We start from the raw sequence: 12,862 nt of genomic DNA on the forward strand, positions 1-12,862 counted from the left end.
TTATAAACTTGAGATTTAGAGATTATATGATGTGTTCAAATTAATACTGTATTCTATTTCTTGAATATGATTATGACTTTAAATAAGTCTCCATCTACTTCTATATTAAAATTCCCCCCTTGAACTTCCACAAAGCTCTTTGCAATTGCAAGGCCTAGTCCTGATCCTTCAGTATTTCTAGATTTATCTCCTCTTTCAAATCTTTCAACTATATCAAATGCATCAAAAGTGATTTCTTCTGCAGACATATTTTTTATATTAATCTCGACTTTATCTTCATGATCTATTATATCTACATAAACCCTTGATCCTTCCATAGCATACTTAACTACATTGTTTAAAAGATTTTCAAAAATTCTAAAAGTCTTTTGACTATCTAGAGTTAAAATAATTTTATTCCCTGGGAAATTATTCCTTATTTTTAAATTTGTATTTTTTATCTTATCTTCCAATTCTATTTCTGTTTGCTTCATTAATTCACCAATATCGACTTTGACTAAATTTAAATTAATATTCCCACTTGTTGCTCTGCTTACTTCAAATAAATCTTCAATTAAAAATTTAAGTCTTTGAGATTTTTTATCTAAAGTTTCAATATATGATTTACGTTCATCTTCAGTTATGTTTTCATTTTTCAACAAATCTACATAAGTTATTATTGATGTGAGAGGTGTTTTTAAATCATGAGACACATTTGATATTAACTCTGTTTTCATACTTTGACTTTTAACTTCTTCATTTACTGCTTTTTTAAATCCATTTTGTATTTTTACAACTTGCTCTTTAAAGGGATTAAATAATCCTAAATCTTCATTTATTTTAACATCTAAATTACCCTCTGCAATTTTATTTGTAGCATCCAATAACATTGCATAATTATTTTTTATTTTAATTAAATATTTTTTTAATAAATTAAACATAACTGTACAATAAGTAAATGCTAATATTAATCCCCAGAATGCTGAAAATATAAATGACCAAGTTATTAATATTCCCAAAACCCATAAAATGAAAAAAACTAAAATAACAGCAGCATCAATTACAACTATCTTTATTATAAATTTATTAGATTTATCAGTTAAATCTATATTTGATAACTCATGCGTTACCCTTTTTATATACGTAATTAGCGTATCATTTAATTTTTTTAATAATTTAAAAAATTTAATTGTAAGTAAATTTTCTTTAATATAAGTAATTATATTAGGTTTAAATATATGTTTCAAAAACATTACATTTTCAAATATGAAAGATGTAAATACAATCCACAAAATTAAATTTAATATAATAACTATAAATTTATCAAATTGATTATTGTTGGTATTCCCTAGAAAATAATAAATAAGTTTGTTATTCAACGTATTTTTTACCACTTGAATAGATAATTCTCCTAAAACAAATATACCACCAATTAAAATAGAGAAATTTATTTCAAATGGAATTTTCAATAAATTTTTTATACCTAATATTTCTTTTCCCACCTTATAAGGCATTAATAATGATAGAATTCCTATACTACATCCTATTATTAGTATAAATTCTGCGACTATAGGATAATCAATCATATCACCAGGTGAATTTACAAGTACACTTATATTATCCTCAAATTTTAATTCCTTTGGAATTGCATATACAAAAGTTGCATTTTTAATAGAATTAAATTTAACCTCATTTTCTTCTACTAAGTTATTATCAAATGATCTTTTAAAGTTGAATTCTGAGAATCTATTTCTTACTGTATATTCATCTGCACCATGTACATTAGTTACTTCTACTCCACCATTTTCATCATAATGTACAACCATGTAAAAATCATAAATATTATTTAATTCTTTATTGTCAATGGTATTTACTAATTCACTTAGTTTATTTTCTGTATTAGTTTTACCTTTTTCTATATCATTTCCATATGCAAAGTAATTCAGATTTTTTAAACTTCTGCCGAAATATTCATCCCATTCTTCTAATTTATTATTAAAATTCTTTTTAAAATCATTATACTTTAAATAATCATTATACTTTCCTGATTCTTTATATTTAGAGGATTTAACATATACTTCATCATAAGTTAAATCTGCACCATTTTGTTTTTCTAAACTATCTTTATATAATATATAACTAGTTTGATTTATTATTTTTAGAATATCATTATTTTCATAAGGAGAAGAACTATTATCCTTTCCAATATTCTTAATTAATGGATATGAACTTATTATTCCAAATGATGTTAAAACTAAAACTAATATTGCAATTATATTTAATTTAATTGGTTTACTAATGTTTTTCAATTTTATATCCAACTCCCCATACCACCTTTAAATATTTCGGATTTTTCCTATCAATTTCTATTTTTTCTCTTATATTTCTAACATGAACCATAACTGTATCAGTATTTATAGCTTGTTCATTCCAAACATCTTCATATATTGACTCTGCTGAAAATACTTTTCCACAGTTTTTCATAAGTAATTCTAATATTTTAAATTCTATGGGAGTAAGCTTTACTTCTTCTCCATCCACCGTTACTTCTTTAGTGTCTATATTTAATTCAAGACCACCAATTTCAAAACTATTGATACTTTTCTCTTGATTAGTTATTACTCTTAAATACTTTGAGTATCTTCTAAGTTGTGAATTAACTCTAGCTAGAAGCTCCATTGGATTAAATGGCTTGGTTACATAATCATCTGCACCAATATTGAGTCCCATAATCTTGTCCATTTCTTCCGATTTAGCAGTGAGCATAATTACGGGAAACTCGTGATTTTCTCTAAGTTTCATAACCATGGTTGTTCCATCCATCTTAGGCATCATTATATCTACAATTGCTAAATGTAAAGTTTCCTTTTCTATAATTTCTAATCCCTCTATTCCATTACTTGCTTTAAAAACATTGTATCCTTGATTTTTTAAATATATTTCAATTCCATCACATATTTCTTTTTCATCTTCCACAATTAAAACATTATACAAATTCATTATGATTAAACGCCTCACTCACTATAGTTAAGTTACAAATTCCCAAATACACTAACATAATATTACATCAGAATTAATTATATAATATTATGTGAGGGATTACCAAGTTTCTTATATATATTGCAAATCACAATGGCCACTATAAATGATTAAGCAGTATTTATAATTTTTTTATTTTAATTAATTCTCTGTATAAATATCCCTCCAATCTTTTTATAAGTTCTTAACTTTCTCTTTCTGATCATAACTACTTGTTTACAAATATAAATATACACTTCAAAAATAAAGATAGATTATAATAAAAACGAAAGATTTTCTAAAGAAAAGTAAAAATATTAATAATATGCAAATGGATATCTAAACCTATCACCCTTATTTAAATTTCAAAAAGAGGTTATCTTAAAATTTCTTTCATTTTAAGATAACCTCTTCTTTATACTGCTATATTTCAGCTATAAGTTTCTTTAATTTATTTTGAACTAGCCATAGTTTTTTTTGCTTTCTATTATAAGCAACTATTCTATTTTTGATATTCTTATTTTCATCAATTAATTTAATATATTCTGTATCTGCAATTTTTAAGGCATCTTCAATAACTAAAAGTTCTTCCTTCGTGAACATAACATTTCCTCCATAACTTAACATTTTAAACTATCCATAATATTATATCATATGTAACTATAAAACAATTGCATATATTGTGTCTTAAAACAAATTTCCATTAAGTCTATTACATTAATTCTGAATATTATTCCTTAGACAAAAGACTTCAATAATGTGTTATATTCATTGTTCAAATTTAAATACATGTTCATTAAATCACTGCTTTGGTTTTGAGCTTCATTAATAATATAATCATAATTATTTATAAATAAATTCACTATTTTTGAATCTATTTTATTCATATCTACCATATTTTTTAATATTTTGATTATTTTATCCTTATTAAATTCTTCTTTGTAACTTCTTGCCCCTAATAATGCACTAATGATATCTCCGATTGCCATTATTCTAATTTCTACGGTTATTTCTTCACCTTTTAAACCAAAAGGATATCCTGTTCCATCTAATTTCTCATGATGAAGTGTTCCTATATCCCTGATATCATCTATATTTAAGCCACTTAAAATATTATATCCAATTATAGCATGGCTTTTCATAATTTCAAATTCATCATCAGTAAGTTTTCCTGGTTTCTCTAAAATTTCTACTGGAATTCCTATTTTCCCTATATCATGAAGCACTGAAGCTACTTTGATTTTCGTTAATTCATCTTCATTTAATCCATATAATTTTCCTATTTGATAACTTATAGCTTCAACTAATATTGTATGTTTAACAGTTGCTTCACTTCTAAAATCAATAGAATATGCTAACATTTTACTATAAGATAATACCTCTTCTCTAGTAAGGATTTTAGTTTCAAAAAAACTTTCCAATTCCTTTTCATAAGAGTTATCTAATAATTTACTTATAAAATCAAATTTGCTATCTGCGTCGTTAAATAAATCCATATGCTCTTTCAAATAATTCTTTTGATGGTTTTCAATATATTCCTTTGTCAAAGCACCCTTTTTAAAATAAACCCTATCAATAAAATCAGCAAAACTTAGTAATAATCCTTCTTTAGAAATAACATTCATTTTCCTGTCCTTAAAATATTTAAATGTAAAGTGATGGGTTAAAACTACATTATACAAATCTGAAAGTGGTGAAAAATACTTTATAAATAAAGCTCCATAAAAAGCATGATCAAATGGCGCCACCGTATCAATTTCTACAAGCTTATCTCTCTCTGCAACTTTATATGCACCTATATCATGAAAAACAGATATGGCACAAATCTCAAGTATTTCTTCTTCACTATAACTACCTTCAGCTTTTAATAAATTTAACATAATGTATGCCACTTGTTCTCCATGATTTAAAAGTCTTTTATCTACAGAGTTGATAGTTCTATGTATAATAAGTATCATTTGCTTTAATGTAACTTCAAAATTTTCTTTCATTTTTTCTCCAATCATTATTCCTAATTTAATAAATATCAAAGTTAATTATATATTTATAATATTGTTTTATTTAGTTATTATATAATTCCACAGTCTAAATACGTCTATTTTTATAATAGAACTTTTATTGTTTGTTATAAATCTTCCATTATGAGTTTTATTTTATTATATCATCATTATTTGATGTATAAAAGTCAAAAGACCTTAGTATTTACAATGTATTGTAAATACTAAGGTCTTTTAAATTTTATAAACGTTCTTTCTTTCTAAACTTTTAGTAATTTTTATTCTTGAGTAGTATAATGGCTATCTTTTAATATAACATCATGTGAACTTCCTTCAACAATACTTGTTGCAGATACTAATGTTATTTTAGCCTTTTCTTGTAACTCTGGAACTGTAAGTGCTCCGCAGTTACACATTGTTGAACGTACTTTATTTAATGTTATTGTAACATTATCTTTTAAACTTCCTGCATATGGCACATATGAGTCAACACCTTCTTCAAAAGATAACTTCTTATCTCCTCCAAGATCGTATCTTTCCCAATTTCTTGCTCTATTTGAGCCTTCGCCCCAATATTCCTTCATGTAATTTCCATTTATATTTACTTTGTTAGTTGGACTTTCATCAAATCTAGAGAAATATCTACCGAGCATCATAAAATCTGCTCCCATAGCTAAAGCTAAAGTTACATGATAATCATGTACAATACCACCATCAGAACATACTGGTATATAAGTTCCTGTTTTCTCAAAATATTCATTTCTAGCCTTAACTACATCAATAATTGCTGTTGCTTGACCACGACCTATACCCTTTTGTTCACGAGTTATACAAATAGATCCTCCGCCAATTCCAACCTTAACAAAATCTGCACCAGCTTCTGCTAAAAATAAAAATCCGTCTTTATCAACAACATTTCCAGCTCCAACTTTAACATCTTCACCAAAATTTTCATGAATATATTCAATTGCTATCTTTTGCCATTCTGAAAATCCTTCTGAAGAATCAAGGCATAAAACATCTGCTCCTGCCTCTATTAATGCTGGTACTCTTTCTGCATAGTCGCGAGTATTAATACCTGCTCCTACTATATATCTTTTTTTACTATCAATAAGTTCATTTGGATTTTCTTTATTAGCTGAATAATCTTTACGGAATACCATATATTTTAGATTTTCATCTTTATCAACTAATGGCAACATATTTAATTTATTTTCCCAAATAATATTATTTGCTTCTTTTAATGTAATATCTGCATCTGCATATGTAAGTTTATTAAAAGGTGTCATAAATTCTGAAACTTGTGTTTTAAAATCCATTCTAGTAACTCTATAATCTCTACTTGTTACTATACCAAGTAGTTTTCCATTAGCAGTTCCATCATCAGTAACTGCCATAGTAGAATAACCTGTTTTTTCTTTTAACTCGACTACTTCTTGTAGTGTTGCACTTGGCTTAACATTTGCAGCACTTGTAACAAGTCCTGATTTATAACTTTTAGCTTTTGCAACCATAGCTGCTTCATTTTCAATTGATTGAGAACCAAATATAAACGAAACTCCACCTTCTTTTGCTAGTGCTACTGCCATTTTATCATCTGACACTGATTGCATAATTGCTGAAGTCATTGGAATATTAATCATAATTTTTGATTCTTCACCCTTTTTAAATTTTACAAGTGGTGTTCTTAAACTTACATTGTGAGGAATACATTTTGTTGAAGAGTACCCTGGTACTAGTAAATATTCTCCAAAAGTATGAGATGGTTCATTAAAATAATATGCCATTTTATCTTACTCCTTCATTCTTACATTATCACTATTTTATTCTATATGATAATCCATTTTCACGGTTATTGTCAATATAAAAAGTCTTTTCCAAACTAAATATGTTAAAATTCACGAATTAAAAATCTTATTTCAGCTATTAATATTCGCATTTTAATTAATTATTTAAATACGTTTATAGAATAATTTAATATTCCAGCGCCTCCACCTACTAAATCTATAACAATATACCAATGCCCTGTACTTGGAACTGTTATGTTATAGGGAGAACTACACGCCTTGCTATTATAGTACTCACAACTGTTATTATTTTTATATTTTGAAAAGTTTATATTATCCATTAAATAAATATTTACTTTTCGATCAACTGCAATACTTAATATATCGCCTTTTTTAAAGTTACCTTCTTTATAAGAATATTTCATAACATTTTTATAACTCCTTTCAAGTTTTTTAAAGTTATGTAACATGCTATTTTACTACGTTTTAGCTTTTTATACATCACCTAACAATTGTAAAATGGCCTTCAATCTCGGAGAATAATTCCCTTTCAATCTCCTTATTATCTTCTATATATAATTATATTTTCTGCATAATTATAATAATCAATTTAACTTTATTGATATTATCTTTTTAAAGATTATATCATATTCTATAAATACAGTATTATTTAATTTAATAATTAAACCTGCAAGTATAATAAAATTACCTGCAGATTAATCTATTATTTCATGAAATATGATACTCCCAGTGAGATAGCACCTATATGTTTCATCGTATCAATACAAAATTAACTTAAAATGTTCTTTTATCCTTATTTTATTATGAATATTTTCAAAGCAAAAGATAAAGCTAATACTAAATATTTATAATTCAGCAAATACATTTGGAGGATTACAATGAAAATATTAAAAAGAACATTAGTAATAATTATGTTAACTGTCGTGTTAATGAATAATATTCAAACTAACATTTATGCATACGCACAAATTTCACCTGAAAAACCACTTAAAATAGCTGTAATATTATTTAGTTTTGATGATCCTTACATTTCTTTAGTTCGTAAAAGCTTAGAAGAAATTCAAAATAAAAATGAGAACAATGTTAACTATACTTTTTACGATGGTAAAAGAAATCAAGATATACAAAATACAATTATAGATTCTGTCCTCGAAAGTACTTATGATCTTTTATTAGTAAACTTAGTTAGTTTAGACTCAGACACTGTAACATCAGTCATAAATAAAGCGAAACAAAAAAATATTCCAATAATCTTATTTAACACAGTACCATTTGATATCCAACCAGTTAAATCTTATAGTAAATCTCTAGTTATATCTACAGATTCTAAACAATCAGGTATCTTACAAGGCGAACTTGTTGCTAATTATTGGAATTCCAAAAAAAATAATATAGATTATAACGGTGACAACATATTACAATACTTTATGCTAAAAGGTCCAGAAAATATCACTGTAACACTTGACAGAAGCTTATATTCTATCTCAACGATTAAAAATTCTGGAATAAAAACACAAGAAGTTATATCAAAATCTTGCTATTGGGAAGAAGAATGTGCAAGAAATTCCACTGAATTGTTATTTTTAAAATATGGCAATAAATTTGAAGCGATTATCTCAAATAATGATGCCATGGCAATAGGTGCTATTAAGGCATTGCAAAAATACGGATATAACACAGGTGATGAATCAAAATATATTCCAGTTTTCGGAATCGATGGAATACCTGAAGCTATAGATTTAATTAATAAAGGATTTATGGCTGGTACTATTCTTCAAGATCCTAATGAAACAGCTGAAGCACTTTATACCATAGGGATGAATTTAGTTAATGATAAATATGCTCTTGAAAATACAAATTATAAATTTGATGAAACAGGGGTTACAATTCAAATGCCTTATTATGAATATAAAAAGTAGTAAAAAATAAATTAGAGTGATTTATAAATTCATTCTAATTTATTCCCTATATATATTTAATTTTTCTTTATATTTATGTGTGGTATGATAATCGCATTATTTATATTTTTATCTAACATTCCTCACTCCAAGGTCGAATAGCTTTCTTAAATTGCCCTCCGCACCGTGATAATTCACCCATGACTTTTTCAATCCCATCTTCACTTTTAAACCAATTATCTTTATTTATTTCTTGCGTTTCAACTGGGCATATAAAGAATTCTGTTTTGGGATAAGCCCAGCTATAAAACATTAGACATCGTTTAGCATGATATGACTTACAACATATAATTGCTTTCTTTATATCTAAATTATTTTTATCTGTAACTATCCTAGAATTAAATGCATTTTGTTTTGTCCACTCTGCCTTGTCCTCTTTTATTATTGAACTCTCTTGGACGCCATAAGAAAGTGCTACAGCTTTCATAAACTCCCACTCAGTCTCATAAGTTCCATTATATTTATCGCCATTTGTCGCGGGTCCAGGAAAATAGCCTTTGCTCATACTATATTTCCCTGAAGGTAAAATATAAGGCGCATATCCATCAATCCAAAGCTTAGCTGCTTTTTCTGTTGGCTCTGGCCATGAACCACCAGGCACAAAAATAATATCAGCTTTTTGAATCTTGTCTTCAACAAAAATGAATGATGTAATTTCTCTTATGAAATTTATACCCATGAGCTCCATATTTTTATCTCCTCAATTTATGGATATTAACAAATTTAATATCCCTTACATACTTAAAAATATAATGGTTTAATAAAACTCCTTATATTAAACTAAGTTACTTCTGCGTTCCATAAAAACTACATCATGCCATGTCTTATTATCCATCTTTGCTATTTTCTCTCTTATACCAACAATTCTAAAACCACATTTTTTATGCAATTCTATACTAGCTTCATTTTCACTTATAATACCAGATTGCAAAGTCCAAAATCCATTTTTCTCGGATTCTTCTATTACTGTTTTAAGAAGAGCTTTTCCAACACCAATTCCTCTAAATTTTTCTCCAATATATACGCTTACTTCTGCAACTCCCATATAAACACATCTACTTGAAGTTTTACTTAATGATACCCAACCTAATACATTTCCTTGTTCTGAACGTGCAACTAATCTACATGATTCAACATGTCCACTATCCCACTCTTCAAAAGTAGGTACTTGTGTTTGAAATGTTGCTTTTTTTGTATTAATACCTTCTAAATATATCTTAGAGACTTGTTCCCAATCTGCATTTTTCATTTTATCTATCTTATAATCCATCTTCTTACCCCCATTAAGAACATTATCTTTATTCTTAAATTTTATTATTCTTTATCAAAATCTCTTCCAACATCACTTGCTGTATGAGAATCTGATCCATAAACTTTTTTAACTTCATATTTTTCTACTAATTCTTTAAAAATATCTGATACATAAATTTCACCACAATAAGGTTTTCTAAGACCAGCAGTATTTACATCTACTTCATAATCTCTTTCTTTAATTTCTTTTACTATTTCTTCTAATAGCTCTTTATTTCTATATTGCACAGGATATAGATTATTAAATATTCTTATTAATGTAGGATGTCCAATACGCTTTGGCTTAAATTCTCCTAAATCTGCTTTAATTGCTTTTAATAAAGTTTCATAATATTTATCATATATTAATTCAACAGAACCTAACTCATTTAAGGCCTCTTCAAATCCTGGCTTCCAATCAATCGCTGTGTATTTATCAACTATCTTTATAAAATGAACTGATAATATACTATCTTCTACCTTAGGCCCATAAACATTAAGCATCTTTTTTATTTCTTCTTCATATCCCTCTACGAAATCTACTTCTAAACCTGTATTTATCTTAAGTTTATCTTTATATCTAGGTTTTAACTTTTCTACTTCATCAAAATACTTTTCTACAACATCCTTTGACAAAGCACATTCGTCTAAAAACTTTCTATTCTCTATAAAATAACTTGGAAATGGCATATGTTCAGTAAATGTAATTTCTTCCAGACCTTCAACAATGGCTTTTTCCACATACATTTCAAAAGAATCTTTAGTTCCATGAGGACAATATGGGGAATGAATATGTCCATCTCTTAATATTTTTTTATTTTCCATAATATTATTTCAGAGAAGGATTATTTTAATATGTCCCTCTCTAAAAATTCACTTCCCTTCTATGCTATAATTCATTATAAAATTTTCTAAATATTCTTCTAGATACTTTGAAATTCTATTAATCTCTTCATTTTTAGGTAAGCAGCTAATTAGTGTACTTAAAATATTTTTTTCTTTAATATAATTAATAGAGAAAGGAAAATTCAAATCCGTTATCCAATTTAGCTCATACAACTTTCTATCATTATAATTTTTTAATGACTTATTGCTAATTTTTTTGTTGGTCTGAATATATTCCAATAATTCTTTATTATATCCAGATGTAAAAGGTAAATTATCTATAGCAGGATTTGGATCATTTTCTCGTTCTTTTTCATAATCAATAATTACCCTAAAAATGTCAAGTTTATCAGCATCTCTGATTAATTTACAAAACAAAGCTTCTTTCTTATTTAAATCATGTGGAAGATCCTTTGTATTATGGAGACTTATAGCTTTAATAATAATTTCTTTCCAGTCTTTATCTAAATCTTTTAAGATACTGTTTTCTTCTAATATTTTGATGCCTAGAGTTGCATGATTTATTGAAAGATCGTCATTAAATGTTTTGTATGTCCTAAATTGTTCAAATCTTCCTATATCATGAAATAACCCTATTATCTCAGCAGTATTAACTTCTTCCTCTGTTAAATTTAAAGATTTCGCAATATTTACAGCATGTTTTGCAACCTTTAAAGTGTGAATTTCCTTAAGTTCAATATTTTGATTTACTACATTGTCTTCTCCATAAAATCTTTTTACATATGAATTAAACCAATTATAATATTCTTTAACTAATTTATTTTGCATATTTATCTCTTGTAAGATTCACTTCCTTTCTCTTATAGATATAATATTTATTTTTTGTATAATATTATTTATCCTCACGTAGTAAATAATCATTATTCTCTAGATCCTTAAAAGAAAACATTTTACCATATGGCATATTCATCAATTCTCCTACTTCTACAGAATTATTTTTCATATCAATATAAGCTTTATCTATATCATTAGTGCTCAAAAGTATAGATGGATGTTCCACATTGACTGCTGGATTTTGGACTTTCATCATATTTTTATCATATAATATAAATGTGGTAAGAGATTCTTTACTTGGAGCAACTTCAATCCATTTCATACCCGGACCCATTTCTTGTTCTAATTTAACAACAAAATTTAGTTTCTTTACCCAGAAATTCTTTGCATCCTCTTGGTTTTCAAAATATAATGTTATTTTTCCTATATTATTAATCATACTTTATTCCTCCTACTTGTATTATTAATACTAATCATGTTTGACTATTATTTTATCTCCATTTGTTCATATTCATACATATGATAATTACATTCCTGCATGCCTAATGATTTATATGTAGCTTTTGCATTAATATTTTCTTTTTCTACATACAGCCTTATTCCTGCTATATCATCATCTTCATCACATATGTTCTTTACATAATTATATAACTCTTTATATACACCTTTTCTTCTATGTTTTGCATCAACATATACACTTTGTACCCAAAGAAACATTCCATTTCTCCAATCACTCCATTCATATGTATGCATAATTTGTCCTACAACTTTATCATTTATTGTATAAACATAATATTGACCTTTGCTTTTATCTGATAACATTGATTCAACACCTTTAGTAAGGATTTCTAAATCTAATTCTTTATCTTCTGTTTCCTTTGCTAAGTTATAATTAAATTTTACTATAGTTTCTAAATCTTCTATTTTAGCTTTTCTTATTTTTATTGAATTTGAATTTTCATAATTACTCATTTGTTTCCTCCATATTATTTATTTCCTATATTTTAGCATTTAAATGTTATATTACATAGTATTTTTCTTTTTTAATTCAAAAAATTATAGTGTACGCCGAAAGGTAATCTTAAAAATTATTCTACCCTTTGCGTACACCATTTAATTTTATATTTTAATA

Annotated in this window: 13 protein-coding genes; 1 reads left to right on the forward strand and 12 read right to left on the reverse strand. The window is 26.4% G+C overall.

Features of this window, described 5'->3' with window-relative positions:
• Positions 1–53: 53 nt before the first annotated feature.
• The 6 genes from psyc5s11_RS14290 to psyc5s11_RS14315 all read right to left on the reverse strand — a co-directional run bounded on the left by psyc5s11_RS14290 (position 54) and on the right by psyc5s11_RS14315 (position 7,206).
• Positions 54–2,300 (reverse strand): sensor histidine kinase, encoded by a 2,247-nt coding sequence (locus psyc5s11_RS14290; RefSeq protein WP_224033177.1) that lies wholly within the window; start codon positions 2,298–2,300, stop codon positions 54–56.
• Positions 2,275–2,979, reverse strand: a complete 705-nt coding sequence (locus tag psyc5s11_RS14295; RefSeq protein ID WP_224033178.1) for a response regulator transcription factor — start codon at positions 2,977–2,979, stop codon at positions 2,275–2,277. The genes psyc5s11_RS14290 and psyc5s11_RS14295 overlap by 26 nt, the downstream gene beginning before the upstream one ends.
• Positions 2,980–3,420: 441 nt before the next feature.
• Positions 3,421–3,600: a hypothetical protein gene (locus psyc5s11_RS14300; protein WP_224033179.1), complete on the reverse strand. Its 180-nt coding sequence runs from the start codon at positions 3,598–3,600 to the stop codon at positions 3,421–3,423.
• A gap of 134 nt (positions 3,601–3,734) precedes the next feature.
• Complete coding sequence (locus psyc5s11_RS14305; RefSeq protein WP_224033180.1) at positions 3,735–4,988, reverse strand: HD-GYP domain-containing protein; 1,254 nt, start codon at positions 4,986–4,988, stop codon at positions 3,735–3,737.
• Positions 4,989–5,272: 284 nt separating this feature from the next.
• Positions 5,273–6,781: an IMP dehydrogenase gene (locus psyc5s11_RS14310; RefSeq protein WP_224033181.1), complete on the reverse strand. Its 1,509-nt coding sequence runs from the start codon at positions 6,779–6,781 to the stop codon at positions 5,273–5,275.
• Between the two features lie 161 nt (positions 6,782–6,942).
• A complete protein-coding gene (locus tag psyc5s11_RS14315; RefSeq protein WP_224033182.1) occupies positions 6,943–7,206 on the reverse strand; it encodes a DUF1883 domain-containing protein in 264 nt (87 codons plus the stop codon).
• 474 nt (positions 7,207–7,680) lie between these two features.
• Here psyc5s11_RS14315 and psyc5s11_RS14320 point away from each other — a divergent pair, with 474 nt between their 5' ends.
• Positions 7,681–8,721 (forward strand): galactose ABC transporter substrate-binding protein, encoded by a 1,041-nt coding sequence (locus psyc5s11_RS14320; RefSeq protein WP_224033183.1) that lies wholly within the window; start codon positions 7,681–7,683, stop codon positions 8,719–8,721.
• A 112-nt stretch (positions 8,722–8,833) separates the two neighbouring features.
• On the opposite strand, the gene psyc5s11_RS14325 is transcribed toward psyc5s11_RS14320, so the two are convergent.
• The 6 genes from psyc5s11_RS14325 to psyc5s11_RS14350 form a co-directional block, all read right to left on the reverse strand.
• Positions 8,834–9,448, reverse strand: a complete 615-nt coding sequence (locus tag psyc5s11_RS14325; protein WP_224033184.1) for a YdcF family protein — start codon at positions 9,446–9,448, stop codon at positions 8,834–8,836.
• A gap of 87 nt (positions 9,449–9,535) precedes the next feature.
• Complete coding sequence (locus tag psyc5s11_RS14330) at positions 9,536–10,030, reverse strand: GNAT family N-acetyltransferase (RefSeq protein ID WP_224033185.1); 495 nt, start codon at positions 10,028–10,030, stop codon at positions 9,536–9,538.
• A 44-nt stretch (positions 10,031–10,074) separates the two neighbouring features.
• Positions 10,075–10,875: a histidinol-phosphatase HisJ gene (hisJ, locus tag psyc5s11_RS14335; RefSeq protein ID WP_224033186.1), complete on the reverse strand. Its 801-nt coding sequence runs from the start codon at positions 10,873–10,875 to the stop codon at positions 10,075–10,077.
• Positions 10,876–10,923: 48 nt separating this feature from the next.
• Positions 10,924–11,724 carry an HD domain-containing protein gene (locus psyc5s11_RS14340; protein ID WP_224033187.1) on the reverse strand — a complete coding sequence of 267 codons (801 nt, stop codon included), beginning with the start codon at positions 11,722–11,724 and terminating at the stop codon, positions 10,924–10,926.
• Positions 11,725–11,788: 64 nt separating this feature from the next.
• Positions 11,789–12,169, reverse strand: coding sequence for a VOC family protein (locus psyc5s11_RS14345; protein WP_224033188.1), 381 nt, complete (start codon positions 12,167–12,169; stop codon positions 11,789–11,791).
• A gap of 47 nt (positions 12,170–12,216) precedes the next feature.
• Positions 12,217–12,702: a GNAT family N-acetyltransferase gene (locus psyc5s11_RS14350; protein ID WP_224033189.1), complete on the reverse strand. Its 486-nt coding sequence runs from the start codon at positions 12,700–12,702 to the stop codon at positions 12,217–12,219.
• Between the last annotated feature and the right edge of the window lie 160 nt (positions 12,703–12,862).

The organism is Clostridium gelidum (genome assembly GCF_019977655.1).
Lineage (GTDB): Bacteria > Bacillota > Clostridia > Clostridiales > Clostridiaceae > Clostridium > Clostridium gelidum.